Below are 25,283 nucleotides of genomic sequence, written 5' to 3'. Positions count from 1 at the left end.
TCCGCAGCCGATTTGCTTTATTTAAAGCTTCGGCTGTCTTTGATCTGGTCCCAGGCCCAGACGACTTCTTGCAGCTGTTCCTCCTGAGACCGGTCACCGCCGTTCATATCGGGGTGCAGTACCTTGATCAGCTTTTTATATGCCTTGCGAATCTCGGCCTTGGACCAGCTGTCCTGCGCTTCGAGGATCTCGATCGCGCGACGTTCAGTCGGAGGCAGGCGGCGGCCGCCGGAATTGGCGCGGCCGGGATTCTTGGTGGCGTTCTCACCCAGAACCTGATGCGGATCCTCGATGCCCAGACGTGCCCACGCTCGCGCTTCGGGGTCGCCCATGGGTTTGGTTTCACGCTCCCACACTTTGTCCTTCGAGCGCTGAGCGTTCAACTCGGCCTCGGTGGTGCCGTCGAAGAAATTCCATTTCTGGTTATATTCGCGCACATGTTGCTGGCAGAACCAGAAAAAATCATCCAGCACGTCCGGTGCTTTGGGCGCGCGGAACTTTCCAGCCTCTTCACAGCCTTCATGATCACAGATTCGCACCGAAGTTTCGGACGCACCCGACATGCCCCGACGGCCACGCGGCTTCTTTTTCTTAGCGGTGGATACGGACATATCGAATCCGAAGGGATCTGACTTTACCATCTGCACAACCTCACGAAGGCATCTTTTCGACTCGGAGGCAGCAGTTTAATCTAAGCAGCCGAAAGTAGAAGAGGGGAACGGCAATTTATTTGCCGTTGAGCAAAAAAATGAGCGTGACCGACGAAATCCGTAACCGATTGCAGGCAGCATTTGATCCGACTGAGCTTGATGTAGTCGATGACAGCGAAAGCCACCGCGGTCATGCAGGCTATCAAGAGGGTGGAGAGAGCCATTTCAACGTTCGCATCCGGTCGGAAGCCTTTACTGGCCAGACTCGTGTTGCCCGCCATCGCGCGGTTCATAAAGCGTTGGGAGACATCGTGCCGCGTATCCATGCGCTGGCGTTGGATATTGATGTATAGCGGTCAAAACCTCGGGCGTAGTCAAATTTGCGCGTGTCCGAATTTGATTGACCCGCCAGAATCGCCAACTGCAGAGTTAGAATGATTGGGTTGGCTTGGCACACAGCCCACTTTCAGAGGGAAAATAGCTGATCTCGAATTCATTGCAGATTTAACCTCGATCAAAGAACTGCAATTCATCGCTCTTTAAATTCGCCACGTCGTTCTCTGGCCTGCCAGAGCGATCGGAGTAATGGATTAAGAGGGCTCAAAATGGCTGATGGGTGTGATTGTGACCGTAACGCTCTCATATATCAAACCGTGGATGCGGCCTTAACCCTTGGCCTGTCGGTCGCGCACCCAGTTGGTAACACTGAATCCTTACCGCTGCAGCAAGCGATCGGGCGTGTTCTGGCTGAGGAGTGTTACAGTAGGGTCGACATGCCAGCCTTCGACAATTCGGCCATGGATGGATACGCCATTCGGACTGGTGATCTGGACGAAGGGACTGAGTTTGAATTGCCGATAGGCGGGCGAATGGCCGCCGGTGATAGCGGAATGCACAACGCACCAGTGGGCAGCGCCTTGCGTATTTTTACCGGCGCTCCGGTTCCAACTGAGTTTGATGCCGTTCTTATGCAAGAGGACTGCAGTGTAATCGCAGACCGCATTCGATTTTCTCGTCGGCCCAAGCCCGGTCAACACATACGCCGCACGGGCGAGGATTTACAGGTCGGGGCCCAGATTCTGTCCCGCGGATGTGAGATTACTGCGCGCGAAGCTGCCGTTCTGGCGTCTTCTGGTCACGGGCGCGTCAAGGTATATCGCAAACTGAAGGTGACAATTTTTTCGACTGGCAGTGAGTTGCGCGAGCCGGATGAAGTGCTGGGCCCCGGCCAGATTTACAACTCCAATAGGTATATGCTGTTAGCTTTGTTGAACAAGCCATGGATTGATTTAACGGATTGCGGCGAGATCGAAGATGCCCCCAAACTTCTGAAGCGCGTGTTGGAGGAGGCTTGTGAAACGTCTGATCTAATCGTCACAACAGGTGGCGTTTCGGTGGGGGATGAAGATCATATGCCTCGCCTGTTCAAGGAAATTGGCGGTGAGACTGATGTGATGAAGGTGGCAATGAAGCCGGGCAAGCCAATCATGTTCGGGCGCCGTGGGGATGCGCTATATGTAGGGCTACCGGGCAATCCAGTATCTGCTTATGTCACATGGCAGATCATCGGGTCGCATATGATGGCGCGGAAGGCAGGATTGAGCCACACTCAGCCGGAAAGCGAGCAAGCTGTTCTGGCAGAGCCATTGCAACGCCAAGCAGGTAGGCAGGAATATCGGCCGGTGCGGATTGAAGGCACATCACCAGAGGGAACTCCGCAGTTGCGATGTCTGGCGGCATCCTACAGCGGGCGGGTGGCATTGCTGGCACAGTCCGACGGGTTGGCGGTAATCCCGGCAGAGACCGCGCACCTACCTAAAGGGCACCGGATTGAGTTTTTGAGATTTAACCGACTGTTTTGACGACCGGTAATAAGCTCAGGTCCTTAAACATATAGGTTGTGGGTTCCAGTCGATTTTCGAACGGGTTGCGGCAATAGTTTGGAATTTCGCCAGAGATTTGAAAACCCAGCGACTGGTACAATACCCGTGAAGGATCGGAGCTACGGGTATCCAGAACCAGCAAGGATTTTCCCAGTTCAACCGCCCGCGTTTCCAAAGCGGTCATCAGGGCGCGTCCCAGCCCACGGCGGCGGGCATCGGGGTGGACCAGCAGTTTGGCAACATCTGCACGATGGGGCTGGTTTGGCATTGTGGCCTGAATCAATTGCACTGTACCTTGAATGCGTCCATCACCATAGGCAACGAACAGATCGAGCGTGCCTTGGCGCAGGCCGGGGCGCACCCGATCCCGCCAATATGTAAGGGCGGCTTCGTGTGAAAATGGCAGGATGAAACCTATGCTGGCACCGGTATGCACGCACCGATGAAGGATATCCGACAAATCCTCCAGTGCGGCATCGAAAAAGGCCTCGGACAAGCGCGAGATCATATTAGCACCAGCAGATAACGCGCGCCTCGTTTCGCCCCGGTTTCAAACTGCGTGGGTCCGGACAAGTGATAGCGCAGACAGTCGCCGCCGCTGAGTGCGTGGCGCACTCCGTCTACTGTCAGCGCCAATTCGCCGTCCAGAACAATCAGATGATGTTCCTGCCCCGGTTTGGGTGGTGTCTCGTAGTTTATGACGGTTTCGCGGGGCAGATGGCCCTCCATCACTTCACCGCTGAGCCCCGTCGCCGGAGGTGAGACCGACCGGCGCGTAAAACCGCTTTCGGCGTCGTGCCATTCGGGTTGCTTTTCAAAAGGCACCTTAGGGTCGAAACTGTCCTCGACCATCATCAACAAGCGCGACATCGGCAAGCTGTAAGCCGCACATAAACGTCCAAGGGTTTCGGCGGTTGGGCTAACATCACCATTTTCCATCCGCGAAAGGGTGGCTCGGCTGATACCGCTTTGGTCCGCCAGTTGTTCAAGCGACCAGCCACGGCCCTGACGCAGCTCGCTCAGACGTTTTGCAAGGCGGTTTGAGAGGTTGTCTAGCATAGATCAAATATGGGAATCAGTTTCATAATTGAGAATTATACCAAAAATAATGTAGTGCGCAACAAAAAAGGGCGCGGAATATCCGCGCCCTTAACTGCTCGGGTTGCCAGATAACTTACTTCCAGCCAACCTCATTAAAGATTTTTTGGGCCTCGGGGATGTTCTTGGCGACTTCCGAAAGGTTCACCTCATCCGCTTTGAAATTACCCAACGTTGCAACGTTGTCGGCCAGTGCTACACCTTCGACCGCTGGAAACTCATCGTTTCCGTTTGAAAAATATACCTGGGCCTGATCGCTTGCGAGATATTCGAGGAACTTGATGGCGTTCTCTTTGTTCGGCGCGTTCGCCGCGACACCTGCGCCCGACAGATTCATATGAGCGCCCTCGGCGTCTTGAGCCGGGAACTGCACGCCGATCATATCGATATCTGCGCTCAGGCCTTTTACGTCTTTGCGCATAGCACGAGCAAAGTAGTAGGAGTTTGAAACAGCGATCTCACACTCGCCGGAAACGATACCGCGCAGCTGGTCGGTGTCACCGCCCTGTGGCTCGCGGGCCATATTGGCGACAACGCCTTCGGCCCATTTCTTGGCTTCTTCCGCACTGTGGTTGGTGATGATCGACGCCAAAAGTGTCTGGTTATAAGTGTTGCTTGACGACCGTATACAGATCAGTCCTTCATACTCTGGCTTGGCCAGTTCCAGATAAGTGGCTGGGGGATTGGCAACGTCGGCCTTGTCGTAAAAGATGATCCGTGCGCGCTGCGAGAATCCGTACCACTGATTGTCCTGATCCTGCAGATTGGCCGGGATGCGTTCTTCCAGCACTGCACTTTCGATGGGCTGCAGAATACCAGCATTCTTGGCGCGGGCCAGACGTGATGTGTCGACTGTTAGAAGGATATCGGCAGGTGAATTCGCACCTTCGGCTTCCATCCGCGCGATCAACTCATCTGCTTTGCCTTCAATGCGGTTGATGGTGATGCCGGTGGCGTCTTCGAAGTCAGAATACAGGCGCTCATCAGTGTCATAGTGGCGCGAAGAATAAAGGTTCAGCTCACCTTCGGCTGCAGCCGAGGTGGAGATCAGAGCCGTCAAGGCGACGGCGATACACGTGGAGGATTTCAGCATGATGTGTCCCAACATTAGAATTCGGTGCGGGCGCTTACCCGACTGAAATAGTCAATTAGACAATTTGGCAGGAGATGCAAGCAATTCTGACAAAATTACTTGGTCAAATTGTCGCCGCGCTTGAAGGCTTTAGCGACAAGGCATCGGATACTGCAGTTGAGTTGCCGGTGCAGCCATTATTCGGAGTGAACCGCGTAGGCTCTGCGCGCCCCATTTTATGTCAAATGCATGGGTGATCGCGTGCCCTCTGGCCGCAGCCGAGACCAATTCAAGTGACATAGTCCTATCTGTTGGGGCTAAATCAAACTTGTAGAACCACCTAAGACCAACCGCTTTAGAGCTATGCTGTCATGAACATTTTCTAATGCGGCGTCTAAGCGTGCCTTGCTCCGATGCGTTCGCAGGTTAACAAATTAGCGTGGTCCACAATACGGCTGACCGCAATGGAAAATTTGGCATCACTGATAGTCAGCGCGACACGTACCCAATCGTTCAAGCCGTCGCCAAAGGCTGATCCGGGCATGACGGCCACGCCAGCTTGCAATAGGTCCCAGGCGTAGGCCTCTCCGTTAAGACCAGTGGCTGAGACGTTGATAAGTGCAAACATCCCTGCCTTTGGCCGGTGCACTGTCAGCTTCGTTTCGGCGCGCAGTTGCTCGGCCAACAGGGTGGCGCGCGACGCAAATCGTTCAGCCATATCAGGGGCCACTTCGGATCCGCTTCGGATCGCTAGTTCTGTCATGTCTGCAATAAAAGGCTGGTTCCCGAACAGCATGGTTTCGGAAAAAGGTAGCAAAGCCTCACAAAATGAGACGGGTCCGACACACCAACCGCTGCGGAACCCTGGGGCCGCATGTGATTTCGAGATCGAAGAAACCGCGATAACGCGATCAGCCAGATTCGACATAGCTAATGGCGAAAAAAAGCTCGCGCCTTCATAGACGAGTTCTTCATAGACTTCGTCTGAGATAATCCACAAATCATGTTTGATCGCCAATTGTCCAATCTCGGCAATGTCTGCCTCGGTCAGAATTGCACCTGTGGGGTTGTGTGGTGTGGTTAGTAAAATAGCACGACTGCGCGATGTTATCCGCGGCGCGATGTCCTGCGCCTGCATGCGAAATCCGCATTCGGGTCGAAGCGGAACGGGCACCACGTCGGCGCCACACGCGCGAATAACCCCTTCGTAAGTCGCATACATCGGATCCCCGACAAGAACCTCGTCTCCGGTCTGAGCCACCCCGGCCATTACTGCAAACAATGCGGTTTGGGTTCCGGGGAAGCACAAAACATTCTCAGGTTCAAAAACTCGCCCGCGGTTGGCTGTGTAGCGTTCGGCAATCGCTGTAAGTAAACCAGGTTCACCGTGGCCATTGGAATACCCAGTGCGCGCAGCCCTTAGCGAAGATACGGTGGCTTCAATCAGTGTATCTGGAACAGTGACGTCTGGTTCGCCAATCGTCATCTCGACGATATCCGCACCAGTTTTGATAAGCTCTCTTGCTTTCAGGTGTACACCCCATTTCGCCCCTCCCAAGTCGGCGAGCCGCTTAGTTACGTCCGTGGTTCTCAAGGCTGCCTCATTTCTTTGGTTAACGGAATTCTGATGATCGCACTGATGGCTGTCAGCCCAATCTGCGCCAGTTGCCCATCAGAGAAAGCGTCCGGGATGGCGCTACCTTCAAGCCAAAGCCCATCAAGTACCGCGTTGCAGGCGATCGCTAGTTGAGTTGCCTCGGATGCTTTGACCGAACGTCCGGATTCGTTCAATGCCGCAACGATCTGTTTCTCAAGTTGGTCGCGAAAATAGGTATAGGTCTGTTGGTGGATGCACTGCATTTTGGGGTCATGGAGCACCCGGTTCAGAAACCCGGCCCATAACGCAAGGGCAGCCGGATCAACTACCGGAGGCTGTAGCGACGCAATCACAGAATTGGTTAGCTGAGACACTGCGGTTCCATCACCTGCCGCGGCTGTTGTTTGATCGGTCAGAGCGTTCATGTGATGTTCATAAGCGGCCTGAATCAGCTCCTCTTTCAATAAGAAACAATGCCGGATCAATCCCTGCGTAACGTTTGCGCGAGGGGCAATTTCGCGGACAGTTGCGCCGTGTAAACCTATCTCGGCAATCAGGTCCAACGTCGCCTGAATCAGAGCTTCACGTCGAGATTCGGCAGATTGACGCGTGAATTTCCGACCTTGGGTTATCATTTCCAATCCATGAAATGCCATTGTTATGCAGTTGTATAATTATGAATACTATTGATTATCGCAAGGTGATTTTAACCAAGGATTGGATCAAGAATGGGCGGCTATTCTTGTAATAATCGTTCTGCGGTACACAGGGTTGGAAACGATGATGAACCACCCAACAAAGACCTAACCGGGTAGAACGGGCTATATCAAAGCCGTCGACAGTATTGGAGCGTAGCTCAGTAGGATCAGAACGGTGGCAACTGCGATTAGAAAGGGCCAAAGAGATTTGAGAATAGCCCCCGGGCTCGTGCCGCTCATTGTGGAAGCGATGTAGAGACCGATTCCGACAGGTGGCGTCAGCAGGCCCAGAACCAGATTCAGGCAAACGACAACACCGAATTGATATGGGCTGATATCATAGGATCCGGTTGCGATGGGCAAAAGAATGGGTGTGATTAGAATGATCGCTGCGATGCCGTCGATGACCATTCCAACCAAAAGCAGGGCGAGATTGACGATCAGCAGAAACAGAAACGGATCGGATGTAATTGAGGTGATCAAACCTGCCAGATGTTGGGGGATTTCTTCGTAGATAATAACCCAGCCGAAAACGTTGGCGGCGGCGATCATGAACAGGATCATCGACGCGTTTGAGGCAGTTCTTTTGAACATCTCGCCCAAGTTTTGAGGTTTAAGATCGCCGTAGATCAACCATCCGACCAGAAATGCGATCAGCGAGGCAATGGCGGCGGATTCGGTTGGCGTGGCGATGCCGAACAGGATGCCTCCGATAATCGAAACAGGGATCAGTAGGGCGGGCAGGGCAGCGATCAGAGCGCGCATCGTGTCGCGGCGTGACATCCAGACGCCCTTGGGAAACTGCTGCGACCACCCAATCAAAGTGATCACCAGCGCAAAGGCTCCGGCTAGAAGTAGCCCCGGAATGATTCCTGCGATGAACATGTCGCCAATCGGGATCTGAGCCAGAACTCCGAAGATGACAAACATCATTGAGGGCGGAATAACGGGCGCCAGCAGGCCTCCCGCCGCTGTGGTCGCGGCGGCAAAGCCTTTGTCATAGCCTTCTTCTTCCATCGCGGGGACCATGGCGCGCGACATTACGGCAATCTGCGCGGTGGCAGAGCCAATGATGGCGGCCATGAACATGTTGGCTAACAGGTTGATATAGGCAAGCCCGCCTCGGAACCCGCCCACAAAGACACGCGCCAAAGCAACCAGGCGACGCGTCATGCCGCCTTCGTTCATCAGCTCTCCGGTTAACATGAACAGGGGAATCGCCAGCAGGCCATAATTCTCCAGCCCGCCAAACATCTTCTGGGCAAAACTGTCATAGAGAACAGTATTACCGCTCTCCCAGATGTACCAGATCGCCGTAATTGCAAGAACGATGGCGACGGGAACCGACAAAAGCAGCGCGGCCAGAAAGACAATCGGGCTCATGATTGCGCGCCCTTAGTTTGCCAAGCCAGCAGGTGCATCGTGGAATGCAATGTGGCCCCCTGAGCGAATAACCACATGACCAGCCAGAACAGATATTTCGGCAGCCCGAGAGTCAGGGTTGGCTCAGCATAGATGAAATTGAAAGTGTTGCCCTGAAAGGTCGCTGTATCGAATCCAGCGCGCGCGATGTCCAAAGGTAGGAACCAGCGCCAGCAGAAGTACAGCATCGCGGCTGCGAAGATGAACACCACGGCATCAACAAATTTCGCGATGATTTTCGCAACGTGGGAGGGGACAGCATCAACAAGAAGCGTGATCGAGACCGAGTTGCGGTGATGTAATGCTGCTGATGCGCCAAGAAACGTCATCCAGACCATCGCATAGATCGCCAACTCATCCACCCAGAATAGCGCGTTTCCTGCTGTGCGTGTCACCACGTTCAGCAAGATCAACAGGGTCACGCAGACCGCCAAGCCTGCGGCACACCACAACTCTACTCGCGCCCAGGCGGCGGACAGCCGGTACAACATTGCCGATCCCCTATGAAAAAGGGCGCAGGATCGACCCGCGCCCTTTCCTTAATGTATTCACCTTTATTTGGTTTCTGCCGCAGTCGACCGCAATGCGTCAAGGGATGAGGTTTTTTCCGACCAGATACCGTTCCATTCCTCGATGGCATCGCCGAAGAACGAGGCATCCACTTTCTTGTAGGCCTTGCCGGTTCCCTCGATCTGATCCAGCCACTTGGCCTCGTTGGAGACATAGGCATCGATGGTGCTGTCCACATGCTTGGCCATCAGATCGCCAATCATTGCGCGATCTTCATCGGATAGACCGGCCCAGACCTTGGCCGAAACCAGACCGACCATTGGGAACATCATGTGGTCCGACTGCACGATCGTATCGGCGTGATCATAGTATTTCAGAACCCAGATCAATTCGGCATCCATGTCGATGGCATCGACCTGACCATTGGCCAGTGCGTCGTAGACCGCCGGCAGGGGCATCGGAGTCGGAGCAGCCCCAACTGCGTTGTAGAAATCAAGGATCGGCGTGAAAGGCGTGATCCGAAGTTTCAATCCTGACAAGTCGTCAGCTGATGACACTTCACCCCGGCTGACGATCTGGCGCAGGCCAGCCATACCGTAGCCAACGCCCACGACGCCAACCTGACCGGGCAGGGGCTCCAGCATTGATTTGGCGGTATCCGAACGCAGGATACGCCCGGCATGGCCAATATCATCCGCCAGGTAGGGGGCGTAAAACGCACCCAATTCTGGCGCGCGGTTCGATACCTCGGCCACCGTCATGAATGCCATGTCAAGCGCACCGGTCTGAAGCTGCTGCAACATCTCGGCCTCGTTCCCTAACTGGCGGGCCGGAAAAACCGAAACGGAATGGGCGCCACCACTGGCTTCATTCAACTCGGCCCCAAAGGACTCTGCTGCTTTGGTCCAGATATGCGGGGGTGGAGTAATTAGGCCCAGACGGAATTCATCTGCATTGGCGGCCAGCGATGTCACAGCCAGCGCGGCTGCAGATGCGGCGATCTTAGCAAAATGTTTCATGTGTTTCCCTGTTTTATTGTTGGTGTCAGAGTGTGACCCAGCCTTCTGGCGGCTCTTTGCCCGGATGCACGGTCTGGCACTGCGGGCATGTTCGGTCGTTTTCCGATGCATAGAATTTTTCGTAGACCGGCGGCAAGTCTTTGACGATGGACTGCAGTTGCATCTCGGCCCGATGAACGAGCGATCCGCACTCAAAACAGTACCACTCGATAGCGTCCAGTTCACCTGTCTGCCGTTTGGGTTCTATAACCAACCCGATGGAGCCTTCCTGAGGGCGCTGCGGAGAATGACGTACATGGGGCGGCAGCAGAAAAATATCGCCCTCGTGGATCGGGACGTCGTAGAACTCATTCCCATCAAACAGTTTCAATACCATGTCACCTTCTAGCTGGTAGAAAAACTCCTCGACCGGGTCGTCATGGTAGTCGGTCCGCTTGTTCGGTCCACCAACCACAGTGACCATCAGGTCGGCATCTTCCCAGATCTGTTGATTGCCGACAGGCGGTTTCAGCAGGTGACGGTGTTCGTCGATCCATTTCTGAAAGTTGAATGCTCTTAACTTCGACATATCGCACTCCCTGTTAGTAGAAGATTGGCCTGTTTTCCCATAACCGCAAAGAAATTATCTGCATTTAGATATCTGATTTGCTTATATCTATCGGGCTAAACCTTAAGTCCGCTTTCTTCGAACCCATTGCGAATGATCTCTTCTTCAGCCTTTGTCAGTTCTAACATCGGGGGCCGTACCCGCCCGCCAGTTTGTCCCAATAGTTCCTGCCAGTATTTGCCAAAGGCGGTGGGTTTGTCCGCAGGCCGGGTACGCTTCATTGCGTCCCGCACTGGGTTCAGGCTGTCGAACACCTTGCGTGCTTCATCTGCTTTGCCCGCAAAGGCCAGCCGCGTGTATTCATTCATCCGCTGGTCGTTTTTGCTCTGCAACAGGTAGGGTGGTGACGAGCACAGGTACAGTTTCCAGTTCAGTTCGAGGATGTTATCCAGCCACTCATGTTCGGCTGAGGTAGAGACTTGAATCTTGTCGCCGACCATATGGGTCAGCTTCACGTACATCTCGCGCGGGACCGAGTATTTGATCGCAACGATATTGGGCAGATCGGCAATCCGCGCGCATTCCTCGGGTTGCATGAGATATCCGCTGTCCGGATGGCTCCACATCGCGATTCCAATATCAAGCTCGTCGCAGAACCGCTTATAATATTGGTACAGAACCTCTCCGCGGTCCTGAACAAAACTCAGAACAGGTGCATGCAGAACGACGTAGTCGGCACCACAATTTTGCGCATGGCGCGCCAGGTCCAGCGCTATGTCCATGTTCTGATCCGAAACTGAAACGATCACACCGGCCCTGCCCGCACATTCATCGACGGCTACCTCAAAGTTTCGTTTGCGCTCTTCAAGGGTCATCGAAAAGAATTCGCCTTGTTTGCCCGCTACAAACAGGCCCTGAATACCCAGATCGTCAATCCAGTGCCGGATATTCGACCTCAACCCTGCCTCATCCAGCGTAAGGTCGTCATTGAACGGATTCAGGGCTGCTGCCCAAATTCCTGTCATATGTTCGCGCGCATAGGCTTTTGCATCGTGCTTGGAGTATTTCATATCAGACGGGCCTTCCGGTTGACCGCACCATGAAAGCCCGATCATTCCACCTGATCCAATGCGAAAGCCGGGAATTGGGTATCGGAAAATAGAATATCCATGGATTATCAATTTAGAAAACTTTAGCGCTGGAGTAGGCTTGCCGCATGAAGATCGGATTGATTGGTAAAGGCGCGATTGCGCAATATGTTTCGAACGCGGTACAGGCCCGGGGACATTCGGTTTGCGCGGTGCTGGTGAGATCGGGCAGCATTTCGCAAAATCCGGAACTGTTTGTAGATTCGGTTTCGAATCTCACGGCGAATTCGGAACTGGTGATTGATTGCGCGGGCCATCGGGCACTGGAGGAGTATGGGCCTCAGATTCTGGCTTGCGGCGTCGATCTGGTTACCGTTTCCATTGGCGCACTGGCGGGTCAGAGGGTGGCAGATGCGTTGGCATCGGCCGCACGGGAAGGTGGGGCAAAGCTGCATCTGGCCAGCGGTGCGATCGGAGCGCTCGATTGCCTTAGTGCCGCCGCGACGGGCAAGCTGGAAAAAGTCACCTATGTCGGGCGGAAACCGCCGCTGGGCTGGATGGGTTCACCGGCAGCGGACAAACTGGACCTAGAGGCTCTGACAATCGCGGAAACGCATTTCCAAGGCACCGCCCGAGAGGCTGCACTGGAATATCCCAAAAACGCGAATGTTGCGGCGGCGGTCGCGCTGGCAGGGCTGGGTTTCGACCAAACGCAGGTCCGTCTGATCGCAGACCCTTCGATCACTCGCAACATCCACGAGATCGAAGCCGAAGGCGATTTCGGGCAGTTCCATTTTCAGATCAGCGGAAATTCCCTGCCCGACAATCCGCGCAGCTCCGCATTGGCCGCGATGAGCGTCATCTCGAAACTCGAACAGATTTCAAGTCTGGTCGTGCTCTGATCATGGTGGGACGTCATTCACGCATTGTCGACCGCGCCCTAACTCGGTTGAAATTGCGCCAGTTGCGCTTGCTTGTTGCCGTAGGCGCACACGGCAATATCCAGAATGCAGCGCGAGAGCTGGGCATTTCGCAACCCGCTGCGACCAAGATGATTCAGGATCTGGAACTAGACTTTGAGGTCAAACTATTCAGCCGAACCAATCGCGGCGTCATCCCAACTGTGTTCGGAGAGACCCTGATCCGTCATGGCAAGCTGATTTTTGCACAAGTCTCAAACGCAGCGCAGGAACTTGATGATCTGAATGAGGGAAATTCGGGGCGTGTGGTTGTGGGTACTCTGCTCGCCGCCTCGACCAGCCTCCTGCCAACGGCAATTGAAATCTTGTTGGCCGATCGCCCGAACGTCGCAATCAAGATCAATGAAGGCACGAACGAAGTTCTGATGCCCCGATTGCTGTCAGGTGAAATCGATATGGTGGTAGGACGTCTGCCCTCGCACCGACACCGTGACAAGATCAGGCAAGAGAAACTGTTCGAGGATCACATACTTGCAGTTGTTGGCAATCAGCACCCCCTTGCCAGGCGTAAAAGCATCTCGTTTGCCCAGACCAAGCCTTTTGGCTGGATTGTGCCCCCATTGGAAACCACACTCAGACGACAGCTCGACCATTTCTTCGTTGGTCAGCAACAATATGTGCCGCCGGTGATGATAGAATCCGTGTCCTACCTAACCAACCGGGCTTTGCTGCAATCGCGCGATTTGATTGGGCTTATGCCGGCCGAAGTTGTCTCGCAGGACGTTGCCCACGGTTATTTGACGCCGTTGGATTGGGACGTACCCTTTGGTCAGGGGCCCATCGGAGTTTCATTTCGTGCCGATGCCGATCTGTCCCCGGCAGGCCGGGCTTTCAAAGCCGCGCTACACCAAGCAGTGCAACAGAAATAGGATCAGGTATTCGCCAATTTGATATCAGTATTCATCCAATTCACTTGAAGTAATGTCAGCCATTGCATGAGTTGAAAGGGTCCTAATTCGGAGGCATCAGTTACATGTATCCTGAGCTTAAGCTGTTCATCGCAGGAAAATGGCGCACGACCAGCCAGGATGTGCCTGTCGTTAACCCGGCGACCGAAGAAGAAATCGCACGTCTTCCCTGTGCGTCCAAAAGCGATCTGGATGATGCGCTTGATGCGGCTGTCAAAGGCCTCAATATCTGGAGCCGCACCGCACCACGCGAACGTGCTGACACGATCCTGCGCGCTGCTGCACTGATGCGGGAACGTCAGGAGGAGATCGCTCAATCCATCACTTTGGAACATGGCAAACCGCTAAAACAGGCCCGACTTGAGGTGATCCGAGGGGCCGAGTTCTTTGAGTGGGACGCGGGCGAAGCAATGCGCACCTATGGACGGATCATACCCGCTGCGCCGGGTCATAAATTCGCGGTACATCACCAGCCCATCGGTGTGGTCGCCGCGTTTTCACCTTGGAACTTTCCTATGAGCCAGCCGGCACGGAAAATCGCTGGTGCGCTCGCCTCAGGTTGTTCGATCATCTTGAAAGCGGCCGAAGAAACACCGGCGGGTGCGATCCATATCGCAAAGGCCTTTGACGACGCTGGATTACCTCCGGGTGTGTTGAATCTTGTGTTCGGCAACCCAGCAGAAATCTCTGGCCACTTGATCCCGCAGGAACCGATCCGGCTTGTGGCTTTTACCGGTTCGACAGCAGTGGGCCGCCATCTGACCACGCTTGCGTCCGAACATATGACGCAGGTGCTGATGGAACTGGGTGGCCATGCGCCCGTAATTGTCTGCGAAGATATCGATGTTCGGGCGGCAGGTGTATCAAGCGCGGTTCGAAAGATGCGCAACGCCGGGCAGGTCTGTACATCACCGACTCGGTTCTTTGCCCATGAAAGCATCTTCGATGCGTATTCAGACGCGTTCGTCGAACGCGCCGCTGCAACTGTTGTCGGCAACGGGATGGGCCAAAATGTTGAGATGGGGCCACTGGCCAATGATCGCCGTGTACCTGCATTGACAGAACTGGTGGAAGACGCCCGCGCAAAGGGCGCGACGGTTGCGACAGGCGGAGCCAAACATGGTGACAAGGGCTACTTCTTTCAGCCCACAGTCTTACTGAATGTGCCCGACAATGCGCGTATCATGCAGGAAGAACCTTTTGGTCCGGTGGCGGTAATCAATCCGGTCACTTCATTGGATCATGCGATTGAGCAGGCAAATTCGGTGCCCTATGGATTGGCAGGCTATACCTTCACCAATCGCGCAGATTATATCGACCGTTTGATCGATGAGGTCGAGGTGGGCAATCTGTCGATCAACACGCTCGAAGCCTCGATGCCCGAAACGCCTTTTGGTGGTGTGAAGTCCAGCGGCTATGGCCGTGAGGGCGGAACCGAAGGGTTGGAGAACTACATGACGGTCAAGCATGTCTGGCACTCGGCCAAACTCTCTTAACCCAGGCGTCGCACAAATCACTTCACCCCTAAACAAAAAACCGCGCTCAAAGGCGCGGTTTCTTATTCGGATATGTGCAGTTCTTAGCCCTGACGAGCTTTGAACTTGCGCTGCGTCTTGTTGATCACGTAGACGCGGCCTTTGCGACGCACAACCCGGCAATCACGGTGCCGGTTCTTGAGCGAGCGGAGCGAGTTCTTGACCTTCATGGTCTGTCTCCAATCTGCGGCGCCTTCATCAAGGACGTGGCCAGCGCCTGGGTTAATCGGGTGCCCCGGAAATCCGAAGCAGTGAATTCATGGTGGGCGGTACAAGGATCGAACTTGTGACCCCTTCGATGTCAACGAAGTGCTCTACCGCTGAGCTAACCGCCCATGAAACCGTCGCTTGGCCTACCCCATAACGAAATGGGGCGCGGAACCCCGCGCCGGTAGCGGGGTCTATAAAAGGAGTCGTTAGGGGGATCAAGGGGTTTGGCAGAACTATTTTCCGGTCTATGTTCAATGCGAACGAACGGAGAGCCCATGCCCAACGCCGCGACCAATGCAGCCTATGTTCTGGATATGCCCGCAGAGCGTACCTCATGCGTGGTATTTGCCTCTCCGCATAGTGGTCGGGCATATCCCGCGTCGTTGCTTAAACGGTCTGTACTGAACCGTAAAATGATTCGGTCTTCCGAGGATGCCTATGTCGATCAGCTATTCGACTCGGCCCCGGAATCCGGAGCGCCATTCCTCACCGCGGCCATGCCACGCGCCTATCTGGACCTGAACCGCAGTGCTGATGAACTGGATCCGGCGCTGATTCAGGGCGCGCGCCGTCACGGGCACAATCCGCGTGTGGCTTCGGGGCTGGGCGTGATCCCCCGCGTGGTCGCCAATGGGCGCGCGATTTACAGTGGTAAGTTGACGATGGACGAAGCGCGCCTGCGGATCGACACTTACTGGCGGCCATATCACCAAAAACTGAAATCCCTTCTGTACGAATCGCATGAGATGTTCGGGCAAGCGATCCTGATCGATTGCCACTCGATGCCACATGAGGCGGTCGCAATGGCCGGCGGCTCAGGCAGTGCGCGCCCCGAGATCGTTCTGGGTGATCGGTTTGGTGCTGCTGCCTCGGGGGTGATCGTCGATCAGATTGAATCTGCGTTCACAGATGCGGGCCTGAATGTGGCACGTAATGCGCCTTTCGCAGGGGCCTATGTCGCCCAAACCTATGGCCGCCCAACCCGGCAGCAAAACGCGATCCAGATCGAGATCGACCGCTCCCTTTACATGGACGAAGATACAATTCAGCCAAACGACAACTTTCAGTCGTTCCGTGAGGTGCTGCGGCAGGTCACCGGCAAGATTGCCTCCATAGGGTCCGAGCCGCTGTCGCTGGCTGCTGAATAGCCTTAGCGCAGCGCGCGTCCCTTAACGATCGCATCACTACCAAATCGGCGGCGAATATCGTCTGTGGCCCGCTCAGCCTGGGATCTGCGTGTGGCACCGGGATCCAGCAAATCACCCGAAATATCGGCCTGATCCTCGGTGCACAAATCGGATAGGCCACATCCAAGCAGGCGATACGGGCCCTGATCCCCGACCTGATCGAACAATCCACGCGCCGTGCGATATATCCTGTCCGCGATCTGCGTCGCGTCGCGCAACGACACGCGCCGGGTGATGACCTTGTGATCGGCTTGTTTCAGTTTCAGTGTCACAACCCGACCCGCCAATCCCTTGGCTTTGGCACGATCCGCCACTTTTTCGGACATGCGCCAAAGGTGTCCGTCTAATATTTCGATGCTGGCGGTGTCTTCAAAGAACGTGGTCTCGCTGCTTATCGACTTCATCGGTTCATGTGCCGACACGCGCCGCTTATCCTGCCCTCGGGCCAGATGCCATAAGCGATAGCCCATCGATCCGAACCGAGCGGTCAGAGCCTCCTGATCCCAGCGCAGAAGATCGGCAAATGTTCGAATTCCTGCACGATCCAGCGAATCCTGCGCAGCCGGGCCGATTCCCCAGATCAGCCTCACTGGTTTGTCGTGCAAAAAATCAGCTGTTTCAGCCTTGCCGATCACTGAAAATCCGCGCGGTTTGTCCAGATCCGAAGCGACTTTGGCCAAAAACTTGTTGTGGCTAAGACCGATTGAGCCGGTCAGTCCAAGTTCATCCTTCATTCGTCTGACCAGCCGTGCCAGCATTACTGCTGGCGGCGCACCATGCAGTCGTTCAGTGCCCGACAAGTCCATGAACGCCTCATCCAGTGAAAGCGGTTCCACAACAGGCGTCAATTCGTCCATCATCTCCCGGATTTGGCGTGAAACGCTGGCATAAACCGACATGCGCGGTTTGATCACGACCGCATCGGGGCACAGCTGAAGTGCCTTGAACATCGGCATCGCTGATCGCACGCCGCGTATACGCGCGACATAACACGCGGTCGATACCACCCCGCGCTTCCCACCCCCGATAATCACCGGCTTGTCTGCCAGTTCGGGATTATCGCGCTTTTCGACAGATGCGTAGAAGGCATCGCAATCCATGTGGGCGATGGTTAGATCGAACAACTCGGGGTGCGATTTCAATCGTGGGCTGCCACAGTATGTGCAGCGCTTGCTCTGCTCTATTTGATTTAAACAATCGCGACAGATAGCAGGCATCACAGGTTCTTTCGGTCCAGTTTCGACTTGGCGAAGTCTCTGGGTCGGTTAGAATCTATCTCGATTGGGCCGGAATAAAAAGGGGATTGATGGATTTCACGGGGGCCAAAACTGCGCTGTTCCTCGGGAACGAATTGCTTGTGATTCTGCGAGACCAAAAAGATGATATCCCCTTTCCCGGGCATTTCGATTTCCCCGGCGGAGGGCGAGAGGAGGGCGAATCCCCCATAGAATGTGCATTGCGTGAGACGGTCGAAGAAGTTGGGCTGAACTTGTCGGAAACTGATCTTGTATGGGCCCGTCAATACGATCAAAGCTGGTTCTTTGTTGCCCGACGCCCAGCTCAGGATGTGCATCTTGTCCAATTTGGTGACGAAGGGCAGGGATGGTGCCTGATGCACCCTCAAGATTATTTGGCCGACCCACTTGCCATACCCAATTTCGTTGCCCGTCTAAAGGATTACCTTACCGAACTTGGGTAGTGGAAAAGGGTTTGTTGTTCTCAGAAGAAAGCCCCCCGCTGGTGCGGGGGGAGGAAACGGACCTCAGGAAGAGATGGCCCGTTGGGGAGTGTCTCAAGCCCAGAATCGCGCAAATTCGCCCATTTCGATACCTTCAAGCCAATCGTGCAATAAACTCGTATTTTTCATGTGTGTTTTCGGGCACAGGGGCGATTTGGCGCGGCTGCAGTAAAAATTGACGTAAGGTCAACTGGTTGCAGGTCGAACTTGTCCTCTATTCTGCATTAATCCGGTTGCTCAGACAGTGCCGCGGCTAAGAAATTAGTTCGTTCAGAACGGCTTCTGCGGCGGCCCGTGGATTCTCCGCCTCATAGATCGGACGACCCACAACTATGTGGTCCGCGCCGTCTCCAATTGCGCTGGCAGGGGTTGCGACTCGTTTCTGGTCGCCATGTGCAGCGCCAGCCGGGCGCACTCCAGGCGTGACAATCAGGCGGCCTTCAGCTTGGGGTAGGGCCCGGATCAGAGCAGCCTCCTGAGGGCTGGCGATGACGCCATCGGCCCCCGCCTCAAATGCCTTGGCTGCACGTTCAACCACAAGGTCCTGAACGTCGCCCGCTTTCAGAAGACTCGCATCCAAATCGTCCCTGTTCAGGGATGTCAGGACGGTGACCGCCAAAATCTTCAGGTCTTTGCCCGCTGCACCTTCCTTTGCGGCGCGCACCACATGCGGGTCGCCATGAACGGTGAGGAAGTCCAAGTCAAACTGCGCCAACCCACGTACCGCATTTTCAACAGTATTGCCGATATCGAACAGCTTCATGTCCAAAAATATGCGCTTGCCGTGATCCTGTTTAAGTTCGTTGGCCAATGCCAGCCCGCCGCCGGTCAGCATCCCCAGCCCGATCTTGTAAAACGAAACAGCATCCCCCAGCCGCTCAGCCATGGCCAGACCCTGCAGGGCGTTTGGGACATCGAGGGCTACGATCAGGCGGTCATCGGACATAGGGGGCTCCTTTTTGGCAAACGTGTGCGTCCTAACGGGTTCGGAGCGATCTGTCTATGCGCGAAGCCTGAGGTGAAGCGGTTCACGTACTAAATTGCGCAATGTGCTAATGTGCAAACGTTCAGAACAGGGATAAAAAAGATGAAAAAAGTAATTCTACTTGGCGTGGCACTGATGTTGGCCGCATGCGAAGATGCGCCTCAGAGTGATCCGCCCGAAACTGGTGCTGCACCGGCTCCAACCAATGACAATCTTCTGCTGGTGCGTGGGTATCGATCGGAAGACGACTGGTGCCAACTGACAGGGGAGACAGCCTATACCGGCAATTTCCTCGATCATACAGCTGATCTGGTTTCATGCCCCACAGGCAGCAGTGCCGAGCAATCTTTGGTTGAAATGTATGATGCTGAATTGATGGGCCAAACCGGCGGATATTCCGTCTATTCCATTCCGCGCGGGTGACACCGATTTATCTGCTTTAGCCCCTTGAATGGGAAAAGACATTTCCCAAATTGAATGTGAGGCCCAGACCGACGCGTGCCGCCAAGCGGGCGCGTCAAAACGGGGCGCTTAAGAAAAGGAGAATGCTATGGACTTGAACAAGTTCACCGAGCGGGCACGGGGATTCGTGCAAGCGGCGCAGACCATTGCGCTGCGTGAAGGGCACCAAAGGCTGGAACCCACACATATTCTGAAAGCATTGATGGATGACGATCAGGGGCTGGCGAGCAACCTGATCACACGCGCTGGCGGCGCACCGAACCGTGTGGTTGAGGCGTTGGACGCTGCAATGGGCAAGATCCCAAAGGTCAGCGGCGACGCGAGCCAGATTTATATGGATGGCCAGACTGCCAAGGTTTTGGACGAGGCAGAGAAGATCGCCACCAAGGCGGGCGACAGCTTTGTGCCGGTCGAACGCGTTTTGATGGCGCTGTGTATGGTGAAATCCAAAGCCAAAGAGGCTTTGGAGGCCGGTGCAGTATCGGCCCAGAAACTGAATGAGGCGATCAACGACACCCGCAAGGGGCGCACCGCTGACACCGCCTCAGCGGAAGAGGGCTATGACGCGCTTAAGAAATACGCGCGCGACCTGACCGAAGCGGCCGCTGAAGGCAAGATCGACCCGATCATTGGGCGGGACGAGGAAATCCGCCGTTCGATGCAGGTTCTGTCGCGCCGCACCAAGAACAACCCGGTTCTGATCGGGGAGCCCGGCGTCGGTAAGACCGCGATTGCCGAGGGTATGGCCCTGCGCATCGTCAACGGCGACGTCCCTGAATCGCTGAAGGACAAAAAGCTGCTTGCGCTCGACATGGGGGCGCTGATCGCCGGTGCGAAGTACCGTGGTGAGTTTGAAGAGCGCCTGAAGGCTGTTCTGACCGAAGTGACCGAGGCCGCTGGTGAGATCATCCTCTTCATCGACGAGATGCACACGCTGGTCGGGGCTGGGAAGTCCGACGGCGCGATGGATGCTGCCAACCTGATCAAGCCCGCGCTTGCCCGGGGTGAGCTGCATTGTATCGGTGCGACGACGCTGGATGAGTATCGCAAATACGTCGAAAAAGACGCGGCGCTTGCGCGGCGATTCCAGCCTGTGATGGTCACCGAGCCAACGGTCGAGGACACGATCAGCATCCTGCGCGGCATCAAGGAAAAGTACGAGCTGCACCACGGTGTGCGTATTTCCGACTCGGCACTCGTGTCGGCGGCGACGCTCTCGCATCGCTATATCACCGACCGGTTCCTGCCCGACAAAGCCATCGACCTTGTCGATGAGGCGGCGTCGCGTTTGCGGATGGAGGTGGATTCCAAGCCCGAGGAACTCGATCAGTTGGATCGTCAGATCCTGCAGATGCAGATCGAGGAAGAAGCGCTGAAGCTGGAAGATGACGCGGCCTCCAAGGATCGTCTAGAAACCTTGCAAAAGGATCTGGCCGACCTTCAGGAGCAATCCGCCGAGATGACCGCCCAGTGGCAGGCCGAACGGGATAAGCTGGCGGGTGCGCGTGATCTTAAAGCGCAGCTCGACAAGGCGCGCGCTGATCTGGAAATCGCCAAGCGCGAAGGCAATCTGGCCAAGGCGGGTGAGCTCTCCTACGGCGTCATTCCCGAGCTTGAGAAAAAGCTGACCGAGGCCGAAAACGCCGAAAGCAACGCCATGATGGCCGAGGAAACGGTGCGTCCCGAACAGATCGCTTCGGTGGTCGAACGCTGGACCGGTATCCCGACCTCAAAAATGCTGGAAGGTGAGCGCGAGAAATTGCTGCGCATGGAAGATGAGCTGCATTCCCGCGTGATTGGTCAGGATTCGGCGGTGACAGCCGTGGCCAACGCCGTGCGCCGTGCACGTGCTGGTCTGAATGACGAAGGCCGTCCGTTGGGTTCTTTCCTGTTCCTCGGGCCGACCGGCGTGGGTAAGACCGAACTGACCAAAGCCGTGGCGAACTTCCTGTTCGACGACGACAACGCGATGGTGCGCATCGACATGTCCGAGTTCATGGAGAAACACGCGGTTGCTCGTCTGATCGGTGCCCCTCCGGGCTATGTCGGCTATGACGAAGGCGGTGTTCTGACTGAAGCAGTGCGGCGCCGGCCTTATCAGGTCGTGCTGTTCGACGAGGTCGAAAAGGCGCACCCGGATGTGTTCAACGTTCTGCTTCAGGTTCTGGATGATGGCGTGCTGACCGATGGTCAGGGCCGCACCGTGGACTTCAAGCAAACGCTGATCATCCTGACGTCGAACCTTGGGTCTCAGGCGCTCAGCCAACTGCCCGAAGGTGCGGACAGTGCGCAAGCGCGGCGGGATGTTATGGATGCGGTCCGGGCGCATTTCCGGCCGGAATTCCTGAACCGTCTGGACGAAACCATCATCTTTGATCGGCTCAAGCGGGCCGATATGGATGGCATCGTCGATATCCAGATGGCACGCCTGCAAAAACGTCTAGCCGCGCGCAAGATCGAGCTGGCGCTGGACGATGGTGCCAAGGAATGGCTGGCGAACGAAGGCTACGACCCGGTCTTTGGTGCGCGCCCGCTTAAGCGCGTGATCCAGCGCGCCTTGCAGAACCCACTGGCCGAGGCTTTGCTGGCTGGTGAGATCAAGGATGGCGAGACTGTACCTGTAACAGCAGGCACGGATGGATTGATCATCGGCGATCGGTTGGGAACGTCTGAACGCCCACGTCCTGACGATGCAGTGGTTCACTAAGCCTTAAGAACTGAAAAGACCCGCCAATTTGGCGGGTCCTTTTTTGGTAGTGGCGTGATTGGGGCTGAGAGCGATCAGGCCTGCCCGGTCAAGTCCTGCGCCAGCATCAATGCATTGCCGTCCGGGTCGTAAAATGTGGCAGTGCTGACCATCCCCTCAATCGTCTCGGTTTCGCCGTCAAACCGAACTCCGGCACCTTCCAAAGCACCGCGTGCGCTTGCGATATCGGCAACACCAAAGACCGGAACGGTGTTTCCGGGCGCTGGTTCTGCCTGCTCGCCCAAGCCAAGGGTCACGCCTTCGGTTTTGGTCAACATTTCGCTCCAACCCGCCTCATCAATATGATGGATCAATTCAAACCCGAGCTTATCTGTATACCAGCGCGCGCTGGCGTGGCGATCTTTGACCGAAATGGCAAGAGTGATGGTGTTTTCTAAGGAAACGAGGGGCATGGAACTTTCCTTTTGTCCTAAAATAAAGTAACTATACTTTATGGACATTAAGACACTTGTCAAGCTTACCTCTCGGGCTTGGTCGCTGAACATTCTTGCGCAGTTGCACCAGGGGGTTCCGGGCAGGCAGGCGCCATTACTCGCCGCGACCGGGGCAAGCCGGACGGCATTTGCAGCAAGTCTGGAGCATCTGGTTAGCCTTGGCTTTCTTGAACGGAACCCGGGCCACGGCCACCCATTGCGACCTGAATTCCGTTTGACCAAAGGCGGGGTGCAGGCGGCGGCTGTAGCGGCAGAAATCATGGCTTTGGTGCCCGATAATACCGAATTGAAGCTACTGCGCCGCAGCTGGACGGTTCCTATACTGGCGTTGACCCGCCAACCTCGGCGCTTTTCTGGGCTTAGGTCGGATCTTCAGGTGGTCACGGACCGTGCATTGTCATCCTCGCTCAAGCAATTGGAGACGCAGGACTGGGTTCGACGCGATATCGAAACTTCGGCCCGGCTGCCTTATCCGACCTATCAGGCGGTCAATCTGGGCTGCGAAATAAACCGTGTTGTCGGCTTGAATATAGGGTGACTGTTATTCCCGCGCAAAAGCATGCGCGGTTTACGTTACAATCTGTTCGCTCAATCGTGACGCCTGTTTCCTTGGCTCTGTGCTATCAGACCTTACCTCAGTTCCGAGGTTAATGAATGACGGAGAACCAAATGGCGCATCGCTGGACCAACAAACTGACGCATGCAGACGTCACCCCAAGGGCGACGTTCCTGAACCGGCGGCAGGTCATGGCCGGTTTGGCGGGTGTTGGGCTGGCGGGCCTTGCACGCCCCGCAGCGGCCGAGGCGCTTGAGCCGAATACCTGGGAAGAGATCACTTCGTACAACAATTATTACGAATTCGGGACCCGCAAGGATGACCCGGCGAAATATGCGCGCACGCTGGTGACCGAACCCTGGAGTGTCACCATCGACGGCTTGGTCGACCGCCCCGGAGAATATGATTTCAATGACATCATGTCTGAAATGACGGTCGAGGAGCGAATCTATCGTTTCCGCTGCGTCGAGGCATGGTCGATGGTGATCCCGTGGAACGGGTTCGAACTGGCAGATTTGCTCGGCATGGCTGGTGTTCAGGATGGCGCGAAATACGTGGCCTTTGAAACGGCCTATCGTCCGGATGAGATGCCCGGTGTCGCATATCCGGTGCTCGATTGGCCGTATCGCGAAGGGTTGCGTTTGGATGAAGCGATGCACCCGCTGACCATTATGGCAACTGGGATCTATGGCAGGGATATCCCGAACCAGAACGGTGCGCCTTTACGATTGGTTGTGCCATGGAAATACGGTTTCAAATCGATCAAATCGATTGTGCGGCTTACGCTGACGGATACGCAGCCTCCGACAAGTTGGAACATGGCGGGCCCGCGTGAGTATGGTTTCTACAGCAATGTGAACCCCAATGTGGATCATCCGCGCTGGTCACAGGCATCGGAGAGGCAAATCGGCGGTGGTCTTTTCGCCAAACGAATCCCGACGCAGATGTTCAACGGGTATGAAAATGAGGTCGCCAGCCTTTACGAAGGCATGGATCTGGCGAAGAACTATTAAGATGATGCAGCGGCTCAACGACCTCTTACGACGGATCCCCATTTGGACTGTCTATCTGCTGGGCGCGCTGCCAGCGCCTTGGTTGTTCTATCAGGGCATGATCGGTGGTCTCGGGGTCGAGCCGATCGAGGCGCTTGAGCATGAATTTGGCGAGCTGGCGCTGCAGCTTCTGATTCTAGGCCTCGCGATTTCGCCTTTGCGTCGCTTCGTTGGGCTAAATCTGATGAAGTTCCGCCGTGCTATTGGTGTACTGACATTTTCCTATGTCGCGTTGCACCTGTTGATCTGGTTGGTGCTGGATGTTCAGATTCCCAGCCAAATCTGGGCGGACATTGTCAAGCGGCCCTATATCACGGTTGGGATGGCTGCCTTTGTATTGTTGCTGCCGCTTGCAATCACATCCAACAACTGGTCGGTTCGCCGTTTGGGGCCTCGGTGGCGCAAATTACATCGTCTGATCTATCCAGCAGCAATTCTGGGGGCGCTTCATTATGTGATGCTGGCGAAGGGGTTTCAGATCGAGCCATTGGTCTATCTGGCGATCATCCTCGGCCTATTGGCCTTGCGTCTGCCGGTCACAACACTCCTGATCCGGTTTAGGCAGGCCGATTCAGTCTGACTCGCGGGTGAGTCTGTGGGTAACCGTGTGAATAACATATCTGAGATGCTGTTTTGCGATGATTGGCGTTCGCGACTTCCGGGTGGAGTGGCTGAGTTGTACCATAACAATTTGTTTTTGTGCATTAAAATTTGATATTTGCGTTTTTTTTCGTTTTTTTGATTTTTCCACTTGCGGCTTCTGGGCGATATACTTAGAACGCCCTTCACCGGCGCTGCTGAGGCGGTTGCTGGGACGCTGGGAACGGCGGAGACGGGCCGGAGAGACGGTTGAGACGCATCGGAGAGACGGTGGGCATCTGAGGT

The 25,283-nt window shown here is 55.4% G+C and carries 27 protein-coding genes and 1 tRNA gene; 12 read left to right on the top strand and 16 right to left on the bottom strand.

Annotated features, from left to right (window positions below; all coding sequences use genetic code 11):
* Positions 1-17: 17 nt before the first annotated feature.
* The gene (locus ACR0IU_RS20510) at positions 18-641 is read right to left on the bottom strand and encodes a DnaJ domain-containing protein (protein WP_170591840.1); all 624 of its coding nucleotides are present in this window, start codon (positions 639-641) and stop codon (positions 18-20) included.
* Positions 642-748: 107 nt separating this feature from the next.
* Here ACR0IU_RS20510 and ACR0IU_RS20505 point away from each other — a divergent pair, with 107 nt between their 5' ends.
* Positions 749-1,003: a BolA family protein gene (locus ACR0IU_RS20505; protein WP_170546510.1), complete on the top strand. Its 255-nt coding sequence runs from the start codon at positions 749-751 to the stop codon at positions 1,001-1,003.
* Positions 1,004-1,255: 252 nt separating this feature from the next.
* Positions 1,256-2,512 (top strand): molybdopterin molybdotransferase MoeA, encoded by a 1,257-nt coding sequence (locus ACR0IU_RS20500; RefSeq protein WP_480717547.1) that lies wholly within the window; start codon positions 1,256-1,258, stop codon positions 2,510-2,512.
* Here the strand turns inward: ACR0IU_RS20500 and ACR0IU_RS20495 are convergent.
* The 10 genes from ACR0IU_RS20495 to ACR0IU_RS20450 form a co-directional block, all read right to left on the bottom strand.
* Complete coding sequence (locus ACR0IU_RS20495; protein WP_170475968.1) at positions 2,496-3,041, bottom strand: GNAT family N-acetyltransferase; 546 nt, start codon at positions 3,039-3,041, stop codon at positions 2,496-2,498. The two genes, ACR0IU_RS20500 and ACR0IU_RS20495, sit on opposite strands and share 17 nt — an antisense overlap.
* Positions 3,038-3,592: a helix-turn-helix domain-containing protein gene (locus ACR0IU_RS20490; RefSeq protein ID WP_170475966.1), complete on the bottom strand. Its 555-nt coding sequence runs from the start codon at positions 3,590-3,592 to the stop codon at positions 3,038-3,040. Before ACR0IU_RS20490 ends, ACR0IU_RS20495 begins: the two co-directional genes overlap by 4 nt.
* Positions 3,593-3,707: 115 nt before the next feature.
* Positions 3,708-4,724 carry an extracellular solute-binding protein gene (locus ACR0IU_RS20485; RefSeq protein ID WP_480717546.1) on the bottom strand — a complete coding sequence of 339 codons (1,017 nt, stop codon included), beginning with the start codon at positions 4,722-4,724 and terminating at the stop codon, positions 3,708-3,710.
* A 373-nt stretch (positions 4,725-5,097) separates the two neighbouring features.
* Positions 5,098-6,297 carry a pyridoxal phosphate-dependent aminotransferase gene (locus ACR0IU_RS20480; protein WP_480717545.1) on the bottom strand — a complete coding sequence of 400 codons (1,200 nt, stop codon included), beginning with the start codon at positions 6,295-6,297 and terminating at the stop codon, positions 5,098-5,100.
* The gene (locus tag ACR0IU_RS20475) at positions 6,294-6,935 is read right to left on the bottom strand and encodes a TetR/AcrR family transcriptional regulator (protein WP_480717544.1); all 642 of its coding nucleotides are present in this window, start codon (positions 6,933-6,935) and stop codon (positions 6,294-6,296) included. The genes ACR0IU_RS20480 and ACR0IU_RS20475 overlap by 4 nt, the downstream gene beginning before the upstream one ends.
* A 186-nt stretch (positions 6,936-7,121) precedes the next feature.
* The gene (locus ACR0IU_RS20470) at positions 7,122-8,381 is read right to left on the bottom strand and encodes a TRAP transporter large permease (protein WP_480717543.1); all 1,260 of its coding nucleotides are present in this window, start codon (positions 8,379-8,381) and stop codon (positions 7,122-7,124) included.
* Positions 8,378-8,911: a TRAP transporter small permease gene (locus ACR0IU_RS20465; protein WP_480717542.1), complete on the bottom strand. Its 534-nt coding sequence runs from the start codon at positions 8,909-8,911 to the stop codon at positions 8,378-8,380. Before ACR0IU_RS20465 ends, ACR0IU_RS20470 begins: the two co-directional genes overlap by 4 nt.
* A 63-nt stretch (positions 8,912-8,974) precedes the next feature.
* Positions 8,975-9,949: a TRAP transporter substrate-binding protein gene (locus tag ACR0IU_RS20460; RefSeq protein ID WP_480717541.1), complete on the bottom strand. Its 975-nt coding sequence runs from the start codon at positions 9,947-9,949 to the stop codon at positions 8,975-8,977.
* A 25-nt stretch (positions 9,950-9,974) separates the two neighbouring features.
* Positions 9,975-10,517, bottom strand: coding sequence for a 3-hydroxyanthranilate 3,4-dioxygenase (locus tag ACR0IU_RS20455; protein ID WP_480717540.1), 543 nt, complete (start codon positions 10,515-10,517; stop codon positions 9,975-9,977).
* Between the two features lie 95 nt (positions 10,518-10,612).
* Positions 10,613-11,566, bottom strand: coding sequence for a dihydrodipicolinate synthase family protein (locus ACR0IU_RS20450; RefSeq protein WP_480717579.1), 954 nt, complete (start codon positions 11,564-11,566; stop codon positions 10,613-10,615).
* A 146-nt stretch (positions 11,567-11,712) separates the two neighbouring features.
* Between ACR0IU_RS20450 and ACR0IU_RS20445 the strand changes: the two genes are divergently transcribed.
* The 3 genes from ACR0IU_RS20445 to ACR0IU_RS20435 all read left to right on the top strand — a co-directional run bounded on the left by ACR0IU_RS20445 (position 11,713) and on the right by ACR0IU_RS20435 (position 14,968).
* Positions 11,713-12,486, top strand: a complete 774-nt coding sequence (locus ACR0IU_RS20445) for an aspartate dehydrogenase (protein ID WP_480717539.1) — start codon at positions 11,713-11,715, stop codon at positions 12,484-12,486.
* A 2-nt stretch (positions 12,487-12,488) separates the two neighbouring features.
* Positions 12,489-13,433 carry a LysR substrate-binding domain-containing protein gene (locus ACR0IU_RS20440; protein WP_480717538.1) on the top strand — a complete coding sequence of 315 codons (945 nt, stop codon included), beginning with the start codon at positions 12,489-12,491 and terminating at the stop codon, positions 13,431-13,433.
* A 104-nt stretch (positions 13,434-13,537) separates the two neighbouring features.
* Positions 13,538-14,968, top strand: coding sequence for an NAD-dependent succinate-semialdehyde dehydrogenase (locus ACR0IU_RS20435; protein ID WP_170780729.1), 1,431 nt, complete (start codon positions 13,538-13,540; stop codon positions 14,966-14,968).
* Positions 14,969-15,051: 83 nt separating this feature from the next.
* Here ACR0IU_RS20435 and ykgO read toward each other — a convergent pair whose 3' ends face one another.
* Both ykgO and ACR0IU_RS20425 read right to left on the bottom strand, forming a co-directional pair.
* Entirely contained in the window at positions 15,052-15,177 is a 126-nt protein-coding gene (ykgO, locus tag ACR0IU_RS20430; RefSeq protein ID WP_005648635.1) for a type B 50S ribosomal protein L36, read from the bottom strand.
* Between the two features lie 90 nt (positions 15,178-15,267).
* Positions 15,268-15,342: transfer RNA gene (locus ACR0IU_RS20425), tRNA-Val, on the bottom strand.
* 150 nt (positions 15,343-15,492) lie between these two features.
* Here ACR0IU_RS20425 and ACR0IU_RS20420 point away from each other — a divergent pair.
* On the top strand, positions 15,493-16,365 hold the full coding sequence (locus tag ACR0IU_RS20420) for an N-formylglutamate amidohydrolase (RefSeq protein ID WP_480717537.1): 873 nt from the start codon (positions 15,493-15,495) through the stop codon (positions 16,363-16,365).
* Positions 16,366-16,367: 2 nt separating this feature from the next.
* Here the strand turns inward: ACR0IU_RS20420 and ACR0IU_RS20415 are convergent, their stop codons facing one another.
* Positions 16,368-17,621 (bottom strand): DNA polymerase IV, encoded by a 1,254-nt coding sequence (locus ACR0IU_RS20415; protein WP_480717536.1) that lies wholly within the window; start codon positions 17,619-17,621, stop codon positions 16,368-16,370.
* 89 nt (positions 17,622-17,710) lie between these two features.
* On the opposite strand from ACR0IU_RS20415, the gene ACR0IU_RS20410 reads away from it, so the two are divergent.
* A complete protein-coding gene (locus ACR0IU_RS20410; protein WP_480717535.1) occupies positions 17,711-18,103 on the top strand; it encodes an NUDIX hydrolase in 393 nt (130 codons plus the stop codon).
* Positions 18,104-18,395: 292 nt separating this feature from the next.
* On the opposite strand, the gene pyrF is transcribed toward ACR0IU_RS20410, so the two are convergent.
* On the bottom strand, positions 18,396-19,088 hold the full coding sequence (pyrF, locus tag ACR0IU_RS20405) for an orotidine-5'-phosphate decarboxylase (protein WP_170776259.1): 693 nt from the start codon (positions 19,086-19,088) through the stop codon (positions 18,396-18,398).
* Positions 19,089-19,229: 141 nt separating this feature from the next.
* Here pyrF and ACR0IU_RS20400 point away from each other — a divergent pair, with 141 nt between their 5' ends.
* A complete protein-coding gene (locus ACR0IU_RS20400) occupies positions 19,230-19,550 on the top strand; it encodes a hypothetical protein (RefSeq protein ID WP_010441155.1) in 321 nt (106 codons plus the stop codon).
* Positions 19,551-19,677: 127 nt separating this feature from the next.
* The gene (gene clpB / locus ACR0IU_RS20395) at positions 19,678-22,296 is read left to right on the top strand and encodes an ATP-dependent chaperone ClpB (protein ID WP_480717534.1); all 2,619 of its coding nucleotides are present in this window, start codon (positions 19,678-19,680) and stop codon (positions 22,294-22,296) included.
* 74 nt (positions 22,297-22,370) lie between these two features.
* Here the strand turns inward: clpB and ACR0IU_RS20390 are convergent, their stop codons facing one another.
* On the bottom strand, positions 22,371-22,748 hold the full coding sequence (locus ACR0IU_RS20390; protein WP_480717533.1) for a VOC family protein: 378 nt from the start codon (positions 22,746-22,748) through the stop codon (positions 22,371-22,373).
* A 40-nt stretch (positions 22,749-22,788) separates the two neighbouring features.
* On the opposite strand from ACR0IU_RS20390, the gene ACR0IU_RS20385 reads away from it, so the two are divergent.
* The 3 genes from ACR0IU_RS20385 (at position 22,789) to msrQ (ending at position 24,978) form a co-directional block, all read left to right on the top strand.
* Positions 22,789-23,328: a winged helix-turn-helix transcriptional regulator gene (locus ACR0IU_RS20385; protein ID WP_480717532.1), complete on the top strand. Its 540-nt coding sequence runs from the start codon at positions 22,789-22,791 to the stop codon at positions 23,326-23,328.
* Between the two features lie 131 nt (positions 23,329-23,459).
* On the top strand, positions 23,460-24,359 hold the full coding sequence (gene msrP, locus ACR0IU_RS20380) for a protein-methionine-sulfoxide reductase catalytic subunit MsrP (protein WP_480717578.1): 900 nt from the start codon (positions 23,460-23,462) through the stop codon (positions 24,357-24,359).
* Between the two features lie 4 nt (positions 24,360-24,363).
* On the top strand, positions 24,364-24,978 hold the full coding sequence (gene msrQ, locus ACR0IU_RS20375) for a protein-methionine-sulfoxide reductase heme-binding subunit MsrQ (RefSeq protein WP_170703689.1): 615 nt from the start codon (positions 24,364-24,366) through the stop codon (positions 24,976-24,978).
* Positions 24,979-25,283: the final 305 nt, after the last annotated feature.

The organism is Ruegeria sp. CL5 (genome assembly GCF_056536485.1).
This window is presented reverse-complemented; position numbering and strand designations above follow the sequence as displayed.